Origin of the sequence: Vibrio sp. J502 (assembly GCF_025397955.1) — a bacterium.
In the GTDB taxonomy this organism is placed as follows: domain Bacteria; phylum Pseudomonadota; class Gammaproteobacteria; order Enterobacterales; family Vibrionaceae; genus Vibrio; species Vibrio anguillarum.
Window position 1 is genome coordinate 777,882 of the sequence record NZ_CP104554.1, and the last position, 20,266, is coordinate 798,147.

At 43.0% G+C, this 20,266-nt stretch carries 14 protein-coding genes; 12 read left to right on the forward strand and 2 right to left on the reverse strand.

The window, feature by feature from the left end; translation table 11 throughout:
- The first annotated feature begins 96 nt into the window (after nucleotides 1-96).
- The 8 genes from N5E84_RS03840 to N5E84_RS03875 all read left to right on the forward strand — a co-directional run bounded on the left by N5E84_RS03840 (nucleotide 97) and on the right by N5E84_RS03875 (nucleotide 12,659).
- Nucleotides 97-3,660, forward strand: coding sequence for an ATP-binding protein (locus N5E84_RS03840; protein ID WP_095661305.1), 3,564 nt, complete (start codon nucleotides 97-99; stop codon nucleotides 3,658-3,660).
- Nucleotides 3,657-5,435, forward strand: coding sequence for an EAL domain-containing protein (locus N5E84_RS03845; protein ID WP_019282446.1), 1,779 nt, complete (start codon nucleotides 3,657-3,659; stop codon nucleotides 5,433-5,435). The genes N5E84_RS03840 and N5E84_RS03845 overlap by 4 nt, the downstream gene beginning before the upstream one ends.
- A gap of 522 nt (nucleotides 5,436-5,957) precedes the next feature.
- Nucleotides 5,958-7,589: an ABC transporter substrate-binding protein gene (locus N5E84_RS03850; RefSeq protein WP_127170311.1), complete on the forward strand. Its 1,632-nt coding sequence runs from the start codon at nucleotides 5,958-5,960 to the stop codon at nucleotides 7,587-7,589.
- A 117-nt stretch (nucleotides 7,590-7,706) separates the two neighbouring features.
- Complete coding sequence (oppB, locus tag N5E84_RS03855; protein ID WP_013856495.1) at nucleotides 7,707-8,627, forward strand: oligopeptide ABC transporter permease OppB; 921 nt, start codon at nucleotides 7,707-7,709, stop codon at nucleotides 8,625-8,627.
- A gap of 15 nt (nucleotides 8,628-8,642) precedes the next feature.
- Nucleotides 8,643-9,545 (forward strand): oligopeptide ABC transporter permease OppC, encoded by a 903-nt coding sequence (oppC, locus tag N5E84_RS03860; RefSeq protein WP_026028150.1) that lies wholly within the window; start codon nucleotides 8,643-8,645, stop codon nucleotides 9,543-9,545.
- Between the two features lie 22 nt (nucleotides 9,546-9,567).
- Nucleotides 9,568-10,539, forward strand: a complete 972-nt coding sequence (locus tag N5E84_RS03865; RefSeq protein ID WP_010319733.1) for an ABC transporter ATP-binding protein — start codon at nucleotides 9,568-9,570, stop codon at nucleotides 10,537-10,539.
- On the forward strand, nucleotides 10,536-11,528 hold the full coding sequence (gene oppF / locus N5E84_RS03870) for a murein tripeptide/oligopeptide ABC transporter ATP binding protein OppF (RefSeq protein WP_010319732.1): 993 nt from the start codon (nucleotides 10,536-10,538) through the stop codon (nucleotides 11,526-11,528). Before N5E84_RS03865 ends, oppF begins: the two co-directional genes overlap by 4 nt.
- A gap of 180 nt (nucleotides 11,529-11,708) precedes the next feature.
- On the forward strand, nucleotides 11,709-12,659 hold the full coding sequence (locus tag N5E84_RS03875; protein WP_029388200.1) for a glutathione S-transferase family protein: 951 nt from the start codon (nucleotides 11,709-11,711) through the stop codon (nucleotides 12,657-12,659).
- Between the two features lie 79 nt (nucleotides 12,660-12,738).
- On the opposite strand, the gene pta is transcribed toward N5E84_RS03875, so the two are convergent.
- Together pta and N5E84_RS03885 are read right to left on the reverse strand one after the other, a co-directional pair.
- Entirely contained in the window at nucleotides 12,739-14,883 is a 2,145-nt protein-coding gene (pta, locus tag N5E84_RS03880) for a phosphate acetyltransferase (protein WP_019282075.1), read from the reverse strand.
- A 172-nt stretch (nucleotides 14,884-15,055) separates the two neighbouring features.
- Nucleotides 15,056-16,252 carry an acetate kinase gene (locus tag N5E84_RS03885; RefSeq protein WP_013856499.1) on the reverse strand — a complete coding sequence of 399 codons (1,197 nt, stop codon included), beginning with the start codon at nucleotides 16,250-16,252 and terminating at the stop codon, nucleotides 15,056-15,058.
- A 348-nt stretch (nucleotides 16,253-16,600) separates the two neighbouring features.
- On the opposite strand from N5E84_RS03885, the gene yfbV reads away from it, so the two are divergent.
- From yfbV to N5E84_RS03905, 4 genes are all read left to right on the forward strand, one after another.
- Complete coding sequence (gene yfbV / locus N5E84_RS03890; protein WP_013856500.1) at nucleotides 16,601-17,053, forward strand: terminus macrodomain insulation protein YfbV; 453 nt, start codon at nucleotides 16,601-16,603, stop codon at nucleotides 17,051-17,053.
- A 358-nt stretch (nucleotides 17,054-17,411) separates the two neighbouring features.
- A complete protein-coding gene (locus tag N5E84_RS03895) occupies nucleotides 17,412-18,377 on the forward strand; it encodes an ABC transporter substrate-binding protein (protein ID WP_013856501.1) in 966 nt (321 codons plus the stop codon).
- A 59-nt stretch (nucleotides 18,378-18,436) separates the two neighbouring features.
- Complete coding sequence (locus N5E84_RS03900; RefSeq protein WP_017050406.1) at nucleotides 18,437-19,381, forward strand: ABC transporter permease; 945 nt, start codon at nucleotides 18,437-18,439, stop codon at nucleotides 19,379-19,381.
- Nucleotides 19,378-20,172 carry an ABC transporter ATP-binding protein gene (locus tag N5E84_RS03905; RefSeq protein ID WP_010319725.1) on the forward strand — a complete coding sequence of 265 codons (795 nt, stop codon included), beginning with the start codon at nucleotides 19,378-19,380 and terminating at the stop codon, nucleotides 20,170-20,172. Before N5E84_RS03900 ends, N5E84_RS03905 begins: the two co-directional genes overlap by 4 nt.
- Nucleotides 20,173-20,266 lie beyond the last annotated feature (94 nt).

Sequence of the window (20,266 nt, forward strand, 5' to 3'; positions counted from 1 at the left end):
ATATGTATTTTAATCAATTTTGTTCTGATGCCCTATTCTTGGCAATGACGAGCAGGATCGTTAAACTAGTTGGATATTGGAATCAATATCACGAGAATGAATTTGTTACGTATCTACTTGCTGTTAATTTTAGCAATTAACTTACTTTTTAATACTGTTTATGCCGCCGATTATTTATCAGATTCGGAACGTACCTATTTAAAAACAAAAAAAGTCATTGTAATGGGTGTATTGTCTGAACCTTGGCTACCTTATTGGGGCGGCATTGAGAATACAATCGGTATTCAACATGATTATGCGGTAGGAATAGGAAAAGAGCTTGATGTCAAAATTGAATATCGTAGCTATCAATCGATAACTGATCTTGTTGCTGCTGTGCATGGTGGTGATGTGGATTTTGCTATTGGTTTTAGCAAAACAAAAGAGAGAGAAGAAAACATTTTATTCAGTTTGCCACTCTATAATAACCTACGAGTGATTTGGCTAAGGGACAAAAAATTAAATCAGCAAGATATGAGTCATTTGAAATGGGTTTGCGTACAAGGTTCATCTTATTGTGAAACATTAGAGCAGAGCCATTACCCACACATATTACTAGCACAAAGTTTCTTAGAATCAGCAGAAATGATGAAGCAAGGTTTAGCCGATGCAACGATAACCAACTATATATCACTCAATCATTATATCAGCCCTAATTCTGGATATGACGGTGAGATTATTGCAGATGGTCGATTAGGTGTCGAAATAAATAGAATCATTTTGCCGATGGAAAATAATGAATTAAAAAACATTTTTGATAAACTCATTCTTGCTGAAGCAACTGGAAATACAGCTAATAAGATAGACTCGACTAATATTTATTTTTTGAATAATAAAGACAGCCTAAAATTATTAAGTCAAGAAAATAGCAATCAAATTGTCAGATACACCATAGAAGAAGATATATATCCACTCTCTTATTGTGATGAGGGTGATAATCAGGTGAAAGGATATGTCCATGATTTACTCAAGCTCATTGAGTCAAAAAGCTTCCTTAAATTTCAGTATGTACCGGCCAATGGCAGAGATATTAGACAGATGCTTATCGATAATGAAGTTGATTTATTGCCTTCATTAAATGTCGATGATATCGATAATCGTGATTTTATAGCGACCCCATCTTACACTAATTTGCAATTTGGTTATGTGGTCACTAAAAAGCCTTTTCAACAGAAAAAATTAGCGATATTAGATCGTACTGGTTACTTATATAGCCACTTAAAAATCTATGAAGATAATAAAAAAGTTAAAGTTTATAGAGATCTTAAAAAGGTTATTCTAGATTTAAAATCAGGTAAGATAACCCATGCCTTAATGAATCAAGATATTATAAATCAGCAAATGGCATATCTTGGTGATAAGTTCTTGATACTTCCAGCAATAGATAATGAAGGTTACTCTATTAATATCGGTATGGTCTTTCGAAAGGATGAGTCGATATTGTTTGAAATGCTCAGCCGATCTTTAACTATGGTAACTGAGTCTGAGATTAATGCACTAAAATCACTCCATAAGAAAGTGAATGTGAATTATGGTTATGATAAGCAGCAAGTTATAATCTATTCTTTGATTGCAATGTGTATTTTTTTGTTTTTATTATTTGGAATAATTATATTTTATAAGTTAAAAAGTTCCTTAAAATACAGTCAAATCAGTTCAAAACTTTCAGAAGTTCAAGTGCAATGGCTGACGGATTTGCTCGATAAAATACCCAACATGATCTTTATTTCAGATGTGAATGGGAAAGTAGTGTTATCTAACCGTTCATATAAGCAATGTAGCAAGGCTTCTCTAATTAGTGATGATGTGAATTGCCTCATATGTACTGGCATCGGATCTGTCGATCTGTCGAATAAACACTATCAGATTGATGAGAAATATTATGTCATTAATCATGAATCGATTGCGCATCCCAAGAGTGGGGATACTCATTACTTGACCGTTTGCAGTGATATCACAGAACTCAAGCTCTCAGAATTAGCATTACGTGATTCTAATAATAAGGCACTAGAAGCCGTAGATGCGAGGAATCATTTTTTAGCTGTAATGAGTCATGAGCTTAGAACGCCAATTGCGGCCATGCTAGGGTTGATGGAGATTTTATCAACTCGAATTAAAAACGATGAGAGCCGTTTGCTATTGACGAATGCAATTCGTTCTGCCGAGAGAATTAAGCACCATGTCCATGAGATTTTAGATTTTTCAAAAATGGAAGCTCAGCAATTACAATTAGATATACGCCAGCATAATATTTTAGAAGAGTTATGTCCCACCATTAGAAGCTTTGAAGCGAGTGCTAAGTTGAAAGGCGTTGAGTTCGTTGTTGATTGGGTGCCGACAGCTATTATTTACGCAAAGTTTGATGCGTTACGCTTAAATCAGGTTCTTACCAATGTATTAGCCAATGCTGTTAAATTCACTACGGCAGGTACGGTTTCGATCCACGTTGAATTGACGGAAGAACAGATAGTCTTTGCCGTAAAAGATACGGGGTGCGGAATGAATGAAGCGCACTTGGATTCGTTATTTAAGCCATTTATGCAAGCGGATAAAACCATTACTCGCCAATATGGTGGTACTGGGCTTGGTATGTCAATAGTATCGAATTTAGTCAATCTAATGGATGGTCATATTACGGTTTCCAGTACGCTGAATGAGGGGACTCAAGTAACAATAGTGCTTCCCATTTTTGGTGAGCTGCTATCTGAACCGTTGAGTCAACGTAACTACCGTTGCACTAACGAACGCATTATCGAGTGGTTGAAGTGTTGGCAAGTTTCGGTGAGTCAAGATGGTGTATCCTTGGTCGATTTTGACGCGATAATGACCAAAAAACATCTCTATCCTGACCTTATTATTGATAAGATAAAAGATAGTGAGCAAGTGCTGGTTCAACCGAAAAAAATGAAACTTTGTGGGCATGTTTTGGTGGTTGATGATGACGCTATTAACCGTTTGTTATTAAAAAAACAGCTGCATGAACTTGGTGTACAAGCAACCATCGTTGGTGATGGAGAAGAGGCATGCCATCTTTTACAAAGCGAAGACAGCCAGTTTGATTTACTACTAACAGATTGCCATATGCCTAAAATGGATGGTTTCGCTTTAGCAAGATTTGTTAAAAATTATATTCCGCAAGAGAGATACAAGGTGGTTATCGGTTGTACGGCAGAAGACTCACGGTTGATCGCAGAGAAGGCTCACCAGTCTGGTATGGAACACGTGTTGTATAAACCCTACTCGTTGGCGTCGCTGTATACTATGTTGAGTGGTTATCTTTCTATGTATCCTTTAGTAAATGCTGACTCAAAAAGCTGGCTTGAGAGCTTTTTACCGGGTGAAAAAAGTGAAATTGCTTCTGTTGTGGCAGAATCTTTAGCGGCCGAGGTCGATAGACTCGAAAAGCATGATTCTGATTACAAAATGATAGCTCATCGTGTTAAAGGCTCTGCCGAGGCGCTTCAACTGGATTATCTCGCGAGTCTTGCGGTTAGCTTGGAGCGCGAATTAGAACCACAAGCTGTTGTATCTGCAAAACAACGACTGATAATGGAAATGAAAATCGTGATTACACAAGCACAAGAATGGTTAGATAAACAGCAACGAGTAGATGACGAATGAACATTTTGATTGTCGAAGATGATCGAATTCAAGCCACGAGTTTGAAACTGAAACTCAGACAACTTGGGTTGAATAATGTCGATATTGCAGCAAATGGACACCAAGCGTTGGCTTTATGCTTGCGCAAAGAGATATCGCTGGTTTTTTGTGATATTCATATGCCGGAAATGGACGGAGTTACGCTTTTGTCGATGCTTGGGGATAAATATCCTTCACTCGGAATTATTATATTGAGTGCTGTTGACGATGCCGTGTTAGACCTTACTTATAACATGTGCTGTTTAGCGAGCTTTAATTTTGTCGATGTTTTGCGAAAACCCTATTCTATTGAGCAACTTGAAACCGTGATTCATGCGTTTCATGTGAAGTGTGAACAACAGGCCGCAAGCATTACGCCTATCTCATTAGGGTACAAAGAGATAGAAACAGCATTCAGCGAAGATTGGTTATTCAATTACTATCAACCTCAGTTTGATTTTAAAACGGGTGCCATGGTTGGAGTCGAGGCACTTGTCCGATTAGATCACCCAGTTCATGGTGTATTAAGCCCTGCGCATTTTCTGCCTCTTATTGAAGAGCTGAATTTGATGGATAAGCTGTTTTTAATTGTTTTGGATAAAGCATTATCGGCTTTAGGCAGTTTGTCAGCCGATCTCCAGTTATCAATCAATATCTCCCAGAGTAATTTACAACAGCTGATCTGTGACCCCATTCTTACTCTCTGTCACAAATACGCGTTTCCCACTGATAAACTCACGCTCGAGCTGACGGAAGATCATGTCTATAATGGTACGACAGCATCACTGGCTAATCTTGCGCGTTTAAGAATGCATGGTGTTGGTTTATCCATTGATGATTTTGGCACAGGCTACGCCTCTCTAAGTCAGCTCTCGAAATTACCCTTTACAGAACTTAAAGTAGATCAAAGCTTTGTCCGTGATCTCTCCACCAATTATAAAAACCAGCAACTCACCAACATGTGCTTATTGCTAGCGCAATCCTTAGGCTTGCATTGTGTTGTCGAAGGTGTGGAGGATGAAGATACTTGGCAATATTTACGTCATTTAGGCGTGGATACTTGTCAAGGTTATTATTCGGCGATGCCGATGCCGATTGGCGATCTCGCTGAACTGTATAGCAAAAATATCAGCAAGCAGTTAAGCCATCAAAGTATTGAAGATGGTGTGTATTGCTTATTAGTTGGAGAAAATTCGACTAGCGCTAATGCCCTAAGAAAAATGTTGATGAGAGAAAAACGCGTTACGCAGGTGGTCGTTGCCAGTGATCTCGCTTGCGCTGTAAAGAGATTGCGTGATTTACCTTTTAATTTAGTGGTTGTGGATAGCTACTGCAGTAAAGACGCTAGTTTGCAGTTGCATCAGCATATTGAATCGATGAATTTTAAGGGAAGACTTATTTTTCTCAATGAATATCATGAAGCAATATCTGCAGAACTTGCACATGCGCGCCACATTGTGAAATCAGCTGCATTGACTGACACCATTCAGAGCATAATGGGGGAGGTTGGGCGAACAGTTAATTTTCAACCTAGTTTTCGACTCAATGAAAGACTATCCAGCAGAGAGTTGAGTGTGGCAAATTTGTTGATTCAAGGTTTGACCAATAAGCAGATAGCTAATCAACTGGATATTAATCAGAAAACAGTCAGTACTTACAAAGCGAGAATTCAAAGTAAATTGGGCATTCGTTCGGCCATGGAGCTGATTCGTTACATTGAGCTCGATCATCTTAGTGCCAGTTTGAGCATCGCTTAAACTGAATGTCGATTTGCGTAAGCATTAGATTACACTTTTCGGTGAAAGTGTTTATTTATTATTACCAATCAACACGTTGTTAATTTATTGTTAATCGATTTTAGTGACACTCTTCACGGATTTTATTTTCAGATGGCAGGATTATCCCTTTAAGTTAGATCTAACGTAACTAAGATGTTAAAAAAAGGCTGATTTTCCAGTGAAACGTGCTGAAAATGTACTCAACACTAGATGATTTAGCACTATGGTCTGACCAGATAGCGCTTGGTAACTTTAATTCACTGAGTTTGAGTTAATTGTTGGGCTATTTATCTATTCCATTAGGTAAACCATGGAATTATGCATTTTTTTGCTACGATTTTATGGCAAATTACTTCAATGGTTGCTAATGTGTGCCGCTATCCTTAGGAGTTTTTAGATTTTTCTGCTTAGTTTTTGCGCTAAATAAATCTAAAGTTCTAGCGATGCTAGAGAGCTCTCAAGGAAGTCATGGATGCAAAAATAAAAACTTGGAGTTTATGCATGTATAAAAATAAAATCACCCAAGCCCTTCTTCTAGGGGCGGGTATGGCAGTGGCTGCCACTTCTACTTTTTCTATCGCGGCTGATGTTCCAGCTGGCACCAAATTGGCCAAAGTTCAGGAGCTCGTTCGTGGTAACGGTACTGAAGTCGCCACACTCGATCCTCACAAATCCCAAGGTGTTCCTGAGTCAAACGTTATAAGGGATATTTTAGAAGGTTTGGTCAACCAAGATGGAAAAGGGAATACCATTCCTGGTGTGGCTGAAAGCTGGGAAACAGCAGACAACAAAACTTTTATTTTTCATTTACGTAAGAATGCAAAATGGTCAAATGGTGATCCTGTTACTGCTCATGACTTCGTATATAGCTTACAGCGTACAGTTGATCCCGCTACTGCATCTCCTTATTCTTGGTATATGGAATATACTAAGATGCTTAATGCCAAAGATATTATTGAAGGAAAAAAGGATAAAAGTACTCTAGGAGTAAAAGCTCTTAATGATTACACCTTAGAAGTGCAATTAGATGAAGCTGTCCCTTACTTTGTCATGATGGCTGGCCATACAATTATGAAGCCAGTTCACAAAGCAACTATCGAAAAATATGGTGATCAATGGACTAAGCCAGAACACTTTGTTGGTAATGGTGCATTCAAAGTTAATACTTGGGTGGTAAACGAACGTTTAGTTCTTACTCGAAATCCTCAGTATTGGGAAAACAATAAAACCATTTTAGATAAAGTAACTTATTTACCTATAGAAAACCAAGTAGCAGAAATGAACCGTTTTCTTGCTGGAGAAATTGATTTCACAGCAGAGCTTCCGATCGAACATTTTAAGCGATTGAGGAAGGAGCACCCTGAATCGGTTGCTATTACTGGGTTGCTCTCTACTTATTATTATCAATTTAATACTAAGAAGAAGCCATTTGATGATGTTCGTGTCCGCAAGGCTCTATCTTATGCAATTGATCGTAATATCATTACTGATGCTATTCTTGGTCAAGGCCAAAAACCTGCTTATTTTCTGACTCCCGAGATTACAGCTGGCTTCAATCCTGTGCTACCTGACTACGGAAAAATGTCGCAAAAAGAGCGTAATAAAGAAGCACAATCTCTTTTGAAGGAAGCCGGTTTCGATTCATCGAATCGTTTGGCGTTTACCTTTCTTTATAACACTTCTGAAAACCATAAAAAGCTTGCTGTAGCGGCTGCATCTATGTGGAAGAAGACGTTAGATGTCGATGTTGTTCTTGAAAATCAGGAATGGAAAACTTACCTAGACACGAAAGATCAAGGGAACTTTGAAGTAGCTCGTGCTGGTTGGGCTGGAGATTATAATGAGCCTTCAACATTTTTGACCTTAATGACAAGCAGTAATACCAGTGCTGGTACTCATTATGGTAGTAAAGAATACGATGAAATAATCAATAAAGCACTTACATCAACCTCTCAGCAAGAACGTGAGTCATTATACGTAAAAGCAGAGGAAAAACTGGTGGAAGACATGCCTATTATTCCAATTTATCAATATGTAAGAGCTCGCTTGCTTAATCCCCAAGTTGGTGGTTTTGCGATTGATAACGCCGAAGAAAAGATCTACTCAAAAGATCTCTATATCAAAGCAAAGTAAGCCCCTTACGCTGATAACAATATAACGACTTAGACACTGCATGTAGCTATCTTCAGATAGTAATTTACATGCAGCGTCTTTCTAATTTTCATTGTCACAGACTGAAAGAGTGAGTTTATGCTTAAATTCATCGCAAAAAGGATATTGGAAGCGATACCAACCATGTTGGTGTTGATCACAGTATCTTTCTTTCTCATGCGTTTCGCTCCGGGTAACCCATTCTCAAGCGAACGTCCTTTACCACCGGAAGTGATGGCCAACATTGAGGCCAAATATGGCTTAGACAAACCTGTGTCTGAGCAATACTTCACCTACTTGACCAATATTTTGCAAGGTGATTTTGGCCCATCATTCAAATACCAAGATTATACGGTGAATGAATTGATCGCCGTTGCCTTGCCTGTCTCGGCAAAAGTCGGCTTTATCGCTTTTATTTTTACCGTTATCGCGGGTGTTTCCATTGGTACGATTGCCGCACTAAAACACAACACTTGGATTGACTACACCATCATGTCGACGGCAATGATTGGCGTGGTGATGCCGTCGTTTGTTCTCGCCCCAGCTTTAATTTATCTCTTCTCCTTGCATTGGAAAATATTCCCAGCTGGTGGTTGGTTAGATGGAAGTTTCCAATATTTAGTACTGCCAGTGCTGGGTATGTCGATGCTCTATATTGCCACCTTTGCCCGTATCACCCGTGGTTCAATGATAGAAACACTCAACAGTAACTTTATTCGCACGGCACGCGCGAAAGGGTTGAGTTATCCCTATATCGTTGTTAACCATGCTTTGAAGCCAGCTTTACTGCCTGTTGTGTCGTATATGGGGCCTGCATTTGTCGGTATTATTACGGGGTCTGTGGTGATTGAAACGATTTTCGGTCTACCGGGTATCGGTAAGCTGTTTGTTAACGCTGCATTTAACCGCGATTACTCATTGGTGATGGGTGTAACCATTTTAATTGGTTTCCTATTTATTCTTTTCAACGCCATTGTTGATATTTTGCTTGCGGTCATTGACCCGAAAATTCGCTACTAACAGGGACGTATGGTTATGTTAACGAAAAGAGAAAACCTAGCCGCGGTTGAGAAGTTTTCTGAAAACTTAGAAATAGCTGGCCGCAGCTTATGGCAAGATGCGCGAATTCGCTTTATGCGTAACAGAGCGGCAATGGTCAGTTTGTGTATTTTGACGATGATGACCCTTGCGGTGATCGTACTACCGATGATGGCCCCGTATACCTATGACAATACGGACTGGTATTCAATGCACGTTGGGCCCAATGCGGATCATTGGTTCGGCACCGATAGCCTTGGGCGTGATTTGTATGTGCGTACCTTAGTGGGTGGGCGAATTTCGCTGATGGTTGGCGTAATGGGCGCGTTGGTTGCTGTTCTGATCGGCACACTTTATGGTGCGGCGTCGGGCTTCATCGGCGGTAAAGTAGACCGCATTATGATGCGTATTTTGGAGATTCTATACGCTGTTCCTTTCATGTTCCTTGTGATTGTGTTGGTGACTTTCTTTGGCCGAAATATCGTGCTTATCTTCGTCGCTATCGGTGCAATTGCATGGCTTGATATGGCGCGAATTGTGCGTGGTCAAACCTTGAGTCTACGCAGCAAAGAGTTTATTGAAGCGGCGCATGTGTGTGGCGTCAGCAACTGGAAAATTATTACACGTCATATTGTGCCAAACGTGTTGGGTATTGTAGCGGTCTATTCGACGCTGTTGATCCCAAGTATGATTTTGACAGAGTCATTTTTATCTTTCCTTGGTCTTGGTGTTCAAGAGCCGATGACAAGCTGGGGAGCACTTCTACAAGAAGGTTCACAAACAATGGAAGTCGCTATTTGGCAACTTGCTTTCCCAGCCGCGTTCATGGTGGTCACCCTGTTTTGCTTTAACTATGTCGGTGATGGTCTGCGTGATGCGCTTGATCCTAAAGACCGATAATTAAAAGATTAAGGAAGCAATAATGAGCTTATTAGATGTCAAAGATCTGCGGGTCGAATTTACCACTCAAGATGGTATTGTTACCGCTGTCAACGATTTAACTTTTTCACTGGAGCAAGGCGAAACCCTCGGTATCGTAGGGGAGTCTGGCTCTGGTAAATCGCAAACCGTGTTCGCTATTATGGGTCTACTTGCCAAAAACGGTATTATCACGGGTAGCGCAAAATTTGAAGGGAAAGAGATCCTCAATTTGCCAGAAAAAGCCTTGAACAAAGTGCGCGCTGAACAAATTGCGATGATCTTCCAAGATCCAATGACGTCACTGAATCCTTATATGAAGGTCAGCGAGCAGTTGATGGAAGTGCTGATGCTGCACAAAGGAATGAGCAAGTCGGCTGCGTTTGAAGAGTCGGTACGTATGCTAGAGGCGGTTAAAATCCCCGAAGCGCGTAAGCGAATTACCATGTATCCGCATGAGTTTTCTGGTGGTATGCGTCAACGCGTTATGATTGCAATGGCGTTGTTATGCCGGCCTAAGTTACTGATTGCCGATGAACCCACCACCGCATTGGACGTAACGGTGCAAGCCCAAATTATGGATTTGTTGAATGAACTCAAAAGCGAATTCAATACCGCTATTATCATGATCACCCATGATCTGGGTGTGGTTGCGGGTTCATGTGACAAAGTATTGGTAATGTATGCAGGGCGTACGATGGAATATGGCTCTGTGGATGAGATTTTCTACAACCCGAGTCACCCTTACGCTGAAGGTTTATTAAAAGCCATTCCTCGTTTGGATACGGAAGGTGAAATATTACCAACAATTCCTGGAAACCCACCTAACTTGCTACGATTGCCACCGGGTTGCCCTTATCAAGAGCGCTGCCACCGAGTGACAGAACGCTGTAAACGTGAAGCACCTATTTTATTGCCATTTGCCGATGGTCGCCAACGTGCCTGTTTTTCTGATTGGGAGGCTTGGGTTAAATGAGCGAACAAAAACCATTATTACTGGATGTAAAGAACCTCAAAGTTCACTTCAATATTGCCTCTAAATCCGCGTGGCCGTGGTCTAAACCATCCAACCTAAAAGCCGTAGATGGCGTTAATGTGCGCCTATATGAGGGTGAAACTCTCGGCGTAGTAGGCGAATCAGGTTGCGGAAAGTCTACTTTTGCGCGAGCGATCATTGGTTTAGTCGAAGCCACCGAGGGTGAAGTGGTGTGGCTAGGAAATGATTTGACGAAAATGCATGAGGTTGAGCGTCGCAAAACCCGTAAGCAAATTCAGATGATTTTCCAAGACCCACTGGCGTCATTGAACCCAAGAATGTCGGTTGGCGATATTATTGCAGAGCCACTTCAAACCTTTTATCCAGAACTTTCGAAGCAAGAAGTAAAGGATCGTGTAAAAGAGATGATGACAAAAGTCGGTTTATTGCCGAACGTCATTAACCGCTATCCCCATGAATTCTCTGGTGGTCAGTGTCAACGTATTGGTATTGCCCGTGCGCTCATTTTAAAACCGAAAATGATCATCTGTGATGAGCCAGTTTCTGCTTTGGATGTTTCAATCCAAGCGCAAGTGGTTAACCTGCTCAAAGAGCTGCAAAATGAGCTTGGTTTAAGTTTGGTTTTTATTGCCCATGATTTATCGGTAGTGAAACATATCTCTGATCGTGTACTCGTGATGTATTTAGGCAATGCGGTCGAGCTTGGCACCTCGGAGGCGTTGTTTGCAAATCCATCACACCCTTACACCAAAGCTTTGATGTCGGCTGTGCCAATTCCAGATCCAAAACTGGAGCGTGCTAAGAAAATTCAGATGCTAGAAGGGGATTTACCCTCGCCAATCAACCCGCCTTCTGGATGTGTTTTCCGTACCCGCTGTCCTCAAGCGACGGAAATTTGCGCACAGCAAAAACCGCAGATTAAAGGTAGTGATGAACATGCTGTGTCTTGTTTGCATGTCGAACTCTAAATTTAGCCTGTGACAGGCTTAAGCGCGGCGCATTTCTGGGTCGCGCTTTTTTTATCTGTGCGCTTAGCGGGGTAAATCGCACTGTTCAAAATTTCTGAATAACAAGGACAACTTCCTCCGGTTTTACCATTTTCTATCCTACTTATAATAAAAAAGTCATCGGAATGAGGAGTGGAGATCATGGGAAAATTAGTTGAAGGCGTCTGGCACGATGTTTGGTATGACACCAAAAGCAGCGCTGGGCATTTTGTACGCGAAGATGCAGGATTCAGACACTGGGTCGACAGCCAGCCAGATGCACGATTTCAACCAGAATCGGGCCGTTATCATTTGTATGTCTCTTTGGCATGCCCTTGGGCTCACCGTACATTGATTTTTCGCCAACTCAAATCACTCACCGAACACATTGATGTTACGGTCGTTTGTCCTGACATGCTAAGTGAAGGCTGGTCTTTTGGTATTCCTGAACCTCTGTTCGGCTATACCAAACTCCACCAAATCTACACCAAAGCAAAGGTAGATTATTCAGGGCGAGTAACTGTACCTGTGCTGTGGGATAAGAAGACCAATACTATTGTTAGCAATGAATCTTCTGAGATTATTCGCATGTTTAACAGTGCATTTAATGAGTTAACGGGTAACCAGCAAGACTACTATCCGCAAGCACTCAGCAAAGCTATCGATGAATGGAATGCGTATATCTACCCCAATATTAATAATGGCGTCTATCGATGTGGGTTTGCGACCACGCAAGAGGCCTATGACGATGCTTATGATGCACTCTTTACGGCATTAGATAAGGTCAACAATCATTTAGCGACGTATCGCTACTTGGTCGGTAACCAGATCACCGAGGCGGATTGGCGTTTATTCACTACACTTATCCGTTTTGATGCTGTTTACGTCGGTCATTTTAAATGCAATAAACAGCGGATCGCCGATTATGAGAACTTAAGCGGTTACTTAAAAGAGCTTTACCAAATCGACGGTATCAAACAAACGACCGATTTTTACCACATCAAACGCCACTATTATTTCAGCCATATCGGCATTAACCCAACGCAAGTGGTACCTAAGGGGCCGGATCTTGATCTTGATACGCCCCATGAGCGCGGCTTTATTGGGTTATAACGAGGGTGGAAGTGTGCTATAAAAAAGGCTCTTATGTGATACATAAGAGCCTTTTAATCAGCAAGTTAGGCTAAGAATTTTATTTTGTTTCTTGGCTTGCTTGAATCGCCGTTAACGCGATTGTGTAAACAATATCGTCAACCAACGCACCGCGAGACAAATCGTTTACTGGTTTACGCATGCCTTGCAGCATTGGACCGATAGAAACAAGGTCTGCTGAGCGTTGTACCGCTTTGTAAGTTGTATTACCTGTGTTTAGGTCAGGGAAGACAAATACCGTTGCTTTACCAGCGACTGGAGAGTTTGGTGCTTTAGAAGCCGCCACGTTTTCCATGATTGCAGCATCGTATTGCAAAGGACCGTCGATAATAAGATCTGGACGTTTCTCTTGAGCAATGCGCGTCGCTTCACGCACTTTATCTACATCAGCACCTTTACCTGATTCACCCGTCGAGTAGGAGATCATCGCCACGCGCGGGTCAATGCCGAATGCTGCCGCAGAATCGGCCGATTGAATCGCAATTTCAGCAAGCTGTTCAGCATTTGGATCTGGGTTGATGGCGCAGTCGCCGTATACCAACACTTGATCAGGCAATAGCATGAAGAAGATAGAGGATACAATTGAGGCATTTGGCGCGGTCTTAATGATTTGGAATGGAGGAACAATGGTGTTGGCTGTGGTATGAACCGCACCAGAAACCAAACCGTCAACTTCATCCGCTTCAAGCATCATTGTGCCAAGGAATACTGAATCTTGCAGTTTTTCACGAGCCACAACTTCCGTCATACCTTTTGAACCACGCAGTTCAACCAAGCGAGCAACGTAGTTTTCGCGCACTGAGTCAGCATCGATAATTTCAACGCCAGCACCTAACTCAACACCTTGCTGCGCAGCAACGCGGCGGATTTCATCAGGGTTACCAAGCAGAACACAAGTCGCAATACCGCGCTCAGCACAAATAGATGCCGCTTTCACTGTGCGTGGTTCATCCCCTTCAGGAAGCACAATACGTTTACCTGCACGACGAGCATACTCAGTTAACTGGTAACGGAATGCTGGCGGGCTAAGGCGACGAATACCTTGCGTGCCCTCAGTGAGCGAATTAATCCAAGGGCCATCGATGTGGCTAGCAACATGATCGCTGATGAACTCGATACGTTCTTTATCGTCAGCTGGAACTTCTAGGCTAAAGCTTTGTAGGTTGAGTGACGTTTGCCAAGTGTTACCTTGCGCTTTAAAAATAGGCAAGCCGCTTTCAAAGGCTGGTTTACATAGGTTCACAATCTCTTGTGGCATGTCGTAACCGCCAGTCAGCAGTACCGCACCAATTTCAACGCCATTCATTGCGGCCAGAGAGGCGGCAACAATCACGTCAGGACGATCGGCCGATGTTACTAAAAGTGACCCTGGCTTAAAGTGCTCAATCATGTGTGGCAAAGAACGCGCACAGAAAGTGATGCTCTTAATACGGCGAGACTTAATTTCACCTTCATTAATGATTTCAGCTTTCAGGTGTTTGGCCATATCAATAGCACGAGTCGCGATAAGATCGATACTCCAAGGCACGCAACCTAACACACGAATTGGGCTAGTGTTGAAGATCTGCATCACTTCTAAATTGGCTTGTTTCGCGCTATCTGCATCATCAAAAATTTCTGATAAGTCAGGGCGAGTACGGCCTGCTTCATCAACAGGGGCATTAAGCTTGTTGATAATAACACCTGAAATGTTTTTATTTTTTGTTCCACCAAAGTTTGAGCACGCAACTTCAATACGCTCTTTCAACTGAGTTGGGTTGTCCGTTCCCGGTGTCACGACAAACACAATTTCTGCGCCCAGTGTTTTGGCAATTTCTGCGTTCACTTGGTTCGCGAATGGGTGTTTGCGTGTTGGCACAAGGCCTTCAATCAGCGTTACTTCAGAATCTTTATTGATGTGGTTGTAACGCTCAACGACGGTTTCAAGCAACACATCCATCTTTTCGCTACCGATCAACGTTTCTGCCGCTGACATCATCATCGGTTCTGCAATGCTGATGTCGCTGTTGCGACCGATAATCGTTGAAGTGAGATCAGGTTGATCGCCACCCGAGCGAGGTTGTGCAATAGGCTTATAAAAAGAAACGCTAACACCTTTACGCTCCATGGCGCGAAGGACACCCATGCTCACGCTGGTAAGACCAACACCAGCGCTGATAGGGATAAGCATAATAGTACGGGACATGAGTAGAGTACCTCAAACTATTGAAATCAATCTAACCGAAACTAGATTGAAAAAGGAACAAAGCCCAACATGACCTTCTTCGGAAATAAGCCTGCTGACCTAAATCGCTAGAAACTAAGGGTTGAGCCCCGGTAAAAAACTGGCTAACTCAGAGAGTTAGCCAGAAAGTCAATTAAAGACCTGCCAGACGAGCAGTATCTTCAGCAATCACTAGCTCTTCATTGGTCGAGATAACCATAGCTGGAATACGGCTGTTTGCCGTTGTGATCACACCTTCGCCGCCAAAACGTGCTTTTAGGTTTGCTGCGCTGTCGACTTCGATACCGAAGATAGCCAAACGGTTTAGTACCATTTCACGGATAGGGCCTGAGTTCTCACCGATACCACCAGTGAAGACGATAGCGTCTAGGCGACCGTCAAGGCTTGCTGTGTAGCCAGCCACGTATTTTGCTAGGCGGTGGCAGAACACGTCCATTGCACGAGTCGCTTCTTCTTTCTCACCGTAGTTATCTTCAACAAAACGGCAATCCGAAGTCACTTGAGTTAAGCCTTGTAGGCCAGACTCTTTGGTTAGCATAGTGTTGATTTGATCAACAGAGTAACCCAGTGCATCGTGCAGGTGGAAGATGATTGCAGGGTCGATGTCACCACAACGTGTGCCCATCACTAAACCTTCAAGCGGCGTTAGACCCATTGAAGTATCAACTGATTGACCGTTTTTGATCGCACAAACAGAAGCACCATTGCCTAGGTGACAGTTGATGATGTTAACTTCTTCAACTGGCTTGTTGAGTAGGCCTGCAACTTCACGAGTGATGAATAAGTGTGAAGTACCATGCATGCCATAACGACGGATACCATGCTCTTTGTATAGATTGTACGGAAGAGCGTATAGGAAAGACTCTTCAGGCATAGTTTGATGGAACGCAGTATCAAACACAGCTACGTTTTGAAGCTCAGGGAAGTTTTTCTTAGCGGCTTCGATACCGATGATGTGTGCTGGGTTATGAAGCGGTGCAAAGGTTGCAGCGTCTTGAATACCTTTCAGTACATCATCAGAGATAAGTGCAGATTGAGTGAACTGCTCACCACCGTGTACGATACGGTGACCGATAGCGCCAAGGTTAGCTTTAAGCTCAGGCTTAGAAGCAAGAATAGTTTCAACCATAAACGCGAGTGCTTCTTCGTGCGCTGCACCTTCGCCTAGTTGCGCTTCGTGTTTACCGTCAAGTTTCCACTTGATACGTGCTTCAGGAAGGTGAAGACATTCAGCAAGACCTGATAGGTGCTCAGCACCTGTTTCTGCATCGACAACAGCAAATTTAAGAGAAGAACTACCGCAGTTTAAAACTAAAACTAGCTTAGACATGTGTGACTACCTGTAATAATCGGTTAGGATAAAAATCATTCACAAGAATAGTAGAACCGTTGTGGAGCGCTACTAATCTTGGTCAATAAAACTTGAATTTCCGTATAATGAGACGGGGCTTTTAACGTAAAGTCGTCGATGCATTCCTTGCAGATTTCATCTCGGAGTTGCCTAAATTGTAAATAACGGCAACAATGAGATTGAGGGCTCGCAAAGAATAGCGATAATGGGCCAATATAACAAAAAAAAATTGAAATAATATTAACTTCTATCAATTTTTTACTAGATTAGTTGAATCATTAAACTATTTTTTAGTTGAATGGGCAGCATCGAGAGTGAGGGCGCGCTATGAATAACAAAGTTGGAATCGTTCACAGCCTGAAAGATGGTCAGAAATATATGGATGTTTGGCCTGTGCGCAAAGAGCTAGGCCTCATTTTTCCTGAGCAACGGATCATTAAAGCCACGCGTTTTGGCGTTAAGGCTATGCCAGCTATCGCCGCAATCAGTGTACTGACACAGATGGTTTTTGAAAATACACAGGCGATGCCCCAAGCAGTGGTAGTAGCACTTTTTGCCATAAGCTTACCGCTACAAGGTATGTGGTGGCTGGGAAACCGCGCCAATACCCAACTTCCACCTTCGCTTGCTGGGTGGTACCGAGAGCTGTACCAGAAGATTGTCGATACTGGTTTTGCTTTAGAGCCAATCAAAGCGAAACCGAGATACAAAGAGCTGGCTGCTATCCTCAACCGAGCATTCCGTCAGTTAGATGACGCCGCGTTAGAACGCTGGTTCTAGCCACCCAGGTAGCATGTGAATAAAAGGCAAAGAGGACTTCCGCAGTGAACTCCTCTTTGTTATTCAACTTTCGCCTTATTCTTATCTCTCTTTTTGTTACTTTACTGTTAAACCTCACTTCCCTTTAGCCTGAGTTACTGGTAATAATGTTGTCAGCGACGCTCAGTGCGCGTACATAAAAATATTAAAAACACAACATCCAACATGTATACCCAAACAATATGAAGTTGTAAGCAATCTGCAATGGGATGAATCCTAATGTGGCACAGGTTAACTGTGTTTAACGGGATGAGCGCATTTGCTAGCACTGCTACCGCTTTAAGTAGGAAGGGTATAATGCTTAAATCAAGGAGTTAAGATGAAAGCAGGCAAAGCCATTGTTACCGCCGTTTTTGCAGGAGCAGTATTACTCTCTTCCACAAGCATCATGGCCAAAACAGCGAAAGTCGCCGTATCGCAAATTGTTGAGCACCCAGCTTTAGACGCAACCAGACAAGGTTTACTTGATGGTTTAAAAGCAAAAGGTTATGAACAAGGCAAAAATCTAGATTTTGATTTTAAAACCGCGCAAGGCAACCCAGCCATTGCTGTTCAAATTGCGCGCCAATTTGTCGGGGAAAATCCTGATGTGTTAGTCGGCATCGCAACCCCCACGGCGCAAGCGCTCGTCTCTGCAACCAAAACTATTCCTGTCGTGTTCACGGCGGTGACCGATCCTGTCGGTGCTAAATTGGTGAAAAAACTTGAGCAACCGGGTAAAAACGTGACCGGGCTTTCTGATCTATCGCCAGTTGAACAGCACGTTGAGCTGATCAAAGAGATCATGCCAAACGTGAAATCTATCGGTGTAGTGTATAACCCCGGTGAGGCTAATGCAGTGAGCTTGATGGAACTGCTTAAATCGAGCACTCAAAAACATGGCATTAAACTTATTGAAGCGACAGCCTTAAAAAGCGCAGACGTACAAACTGCGACACAGGCGATTGCCTCAAAATCAGACATTATCTATGCCTTGATTGATAATACCGTCGCCAGTGCGATTGAAGGGATGATTGTTTCGGCAAACCAAGCTAAGACCCCAGTATTTGGCGCAGCAACCTCTTATGTTGAACGCGGAGCGATTGCTAGCCTTGGCTTTGATTATTACCAAATTGGCGTACAAACCGCGGACTATGTTGTCGCTATCTTGGAAGGCCAAGCACCGGGTAAACTGGATGTTAAAGTGGCCAAAGGGTCTGATTTAATGATCAACAAAACCGCAGCGGAAAAACTGGGCGTAACGATTCCTCAGTCAGTACTTGATCGTGCTACGAGCGTAAAATAAAGACCATTCAGAGCTAGAGCGAAGGCTTTAGCTCTGTTTAAGCAGAGAAAGGAGTTGTTATGTCTGCTTTTGCTTTTTTTGGCGCTCTAGAGATAGGGCTGCTGTACGGATTAGTGGCATTGGGTGTTTACCTCACTTTCCGTGTCCTTGATTTCCCCGATTTAAGCGTTGACGGCAGCTTCCCGATGGGCGCTGCGGTGGCCGCAACGGCGATTGTGGCAGGTATTAACCCTTGGGTCGCTACAGGAATGGCAATACTTGCGGGTGCCTTTACCGGTTGGGTGACTGCATTTCTTGCGGTTCGCTGCGGTATTTTGCATCTATTGGCGTCGATTCTCACCATGATTGCCGCCTTCTCCATCAATATTCGTATTATGGGACGCCCCAATATTGCTCTGCTTGGGGAGGAGACCATTCTTACGCCCTTTGAAGCCATGGGTGACTCGGTTTACATTCGCCCGCTGGTTGTGGGTGTATTGGTCTTGATGTCGGCCTGGTTTGTGGTGCGATTATTAAACAGTGACTTTGGACTTGGACTGCGTGCTACGGGTGTTAATGCCCGCATGGTGAGAGCACAAGGCGGAAGCACCTCGTTTTATACCTATTTTGCTCTTGCGTTATCGAATGGTTTTGTCGGTTTTGCTGGGGCACTGTTTGCGCAAACCAACAGTTTTGCTGATGTAACTTCGGGCGTAGGGACGATTGTCGTTGGCCTTGCCGCTGTGATCTTGGGGCAGACGTTGATCCCTGGGCGCCGGATCTGGGTTGCAGTGCTGGCGGTCATCGTCGGTTCAGTGCTGTACCGTTTAGCGGTCGCCTTTGCTTTGAGCTCGGGCATGTTCGGTTTGCAGGCATCTGATCTCAACTTAGTTACTGCTGTGCTGGTGGCCATTGCACTGATTGCGCCAAAAATGAAAAGGAACTTCAAAGCAAAAAAGGGTAATTCTCCTGCTCAGAAGTCGGTTGTTGCTAAGCAGGATAAAGCGTCAGGAGAAACATTATGATTCGTTTAGAAGATATTCAAGTCACGTTTAACCCTGGCACAATTTTAGAAAATAGAGCGTTAAGAGGTGTTCACCTCGAAGTACCTGAACATCAATTTTTAACTGTGATTGGCTCAAATGGTGCAGGGAAATCGACCTTATTAGGCGCTGTAACGGGCGAAACGCCCATGATGGCAGGCAAAGTACTCATCGATGAAGTCGATGTCACGCGCCAGAGCGTGGATCAGCGTGCACGTTTATGCGCTCGCGTATTCCAAGACCCACTTGCCGGTACATGTGGCGATTTAACCATTGAAGAGAATATGGCTTTAGCCTACATGCGCGGCAAGCGCCGAGGGTGGGGGCTGTCACTTTCTTCATCACGTCGCAAGTTGTTTCAAGAGCGAATCGCTATCCTTGGTTTGGGATTAGAAGATCGTTTAGGCGATAACATCGGCTTACTGTCTGGTGGGCAGCGTCAAGCGGTTAGCTTAGTGATGGCAACCTTATCTGACAGTAAATTGTTACTGCTTGATGAGCACACTGCGGCTCTGGATCCTAGAATGGCGGCCTTTATCATTGATTTGACCAAAACAATCGTCAAAGAATTTAACTTGACGGTGATGATGGTAACGCACTCGATGAAAGATGCTTTAGCGTGTGGTGATCGCACTGTAATGCTGCATCAAGGTGAAATTGTTCTTGATGTGTCTGGTGAGCAGCGTGCCAATATGAAAGTGCCTGATCTACTGGAAATGTTTTCGAAAGTTCGAGGCGAAGAGCTGGCAGATGATAGCCTTCTACTCAGTTAATGGTTTTATTTCGTCATCACAGAGGGTTAGTTAACACAGTGGTTGACTAAGCAGCAACAGGCTTTCTCGGCGTGAGGTTGAGAAAGCCTGAAGA

Excerpts from the sequence above, each read along its gene's own strand:
- N5E84_RS03840 (WP_095661305.1), top strand. The coding sequence starts at position 97 with ATGAATTTGTTACGTATCTACTTGCTGTTAATTTTAGCAATTAACTTA.
- N5E84_RS03845 (WP_019282446.1), top strand. The coding sequence starts at position 3,657 with ATGAACATTTTGATTGTCGAAGATGATCGAATTCAAGCCACGAGTTTG.
- N5E84_RS03850 (WP_127170311.1), top strand. The coding sequence starts at position 5,958 with ATGTATAAAAATAAAATCACCCAAGCCCTTCTTCTAGGGGCGGGTATG.
- oppB (WP_013856495.1), top strand. The coding sequence starts at position 7,707 with ATGCTTAAATTCATCGCAAAAAGGATATTGGAAGCGATACCAACCATG.
- oppC (WP_026028150.1), top strand. The coding sequence starts at position 8,643 with ATGTTAACGAAAAGAGAAAACCTAGCCGCGGTTGAGAAGTTTTCTGAA.
- N5E84_RS03865 (WP_010319733.1), top strand. The coding sequence starts at position 9,568 with ATGAGCTTATTAGATGTCAAAGATCTGCGGGTCGAATTTACCACTCAA.
- oppF (WP_010319732.1), top strand. The coding sequence starts at position 10,536 with ATGAGCGAACAAAAACCATTATTACTGGATGTAAAGAACCTCAAAGTT.
- N5E84_RS03875 (WP_029388200.1), top strand. The coding sequence starts at position 11,709 with ATGGGAAAATTAGTTGAAGGCGTCTGGCACGATGTTTGGTATGACACC.
- pta (WP_019282075.1), bottom strand. The coding sequence starts at position 14,883 with ATGTCCCGTACTATTATGCTTATCCCTATCAGCGCTGGTGTTGGTCTT.
- N5E84_RS03885 (WP_013856499.1), bottom strand. The coding sequence starts at position 16,252 with ATGTCTAAGCTAGTTTTAGTTTTAAACTGCGGTAGTTCTTCTCTTAAA.
- yfbV (WP_013856500.1), top strand. The coding sequence starts at position 16,601 with ATGAATAACAAAGTTGGAATCGTTCACAGCCTGAAAGATGGTCAGAAA.
- N5E84_RS03895 (WP_013856501.1), top strand. The coding sequence starts at position 17,412 with ATGAAAGCAGGCAAAGCCATTGTTACCGCCGTTTTTGCAGGAGCAGTA.
- N5E84_RS03900 (WP_017050406.1), top strand. The coding sequence starts at position 18,437 with ATGTCTGCTTTTGCTTTTTTTGGCGCTCTAGAGATAGGGCTGCTGTAC.
- N5E84_RS03905 (WP_010319725.1), top strand. The coding sequence starts at position 19,378 with ATGATTCGTTTAGAAGATATTCAAGTCACGTTTAACCCTGGCACAATT.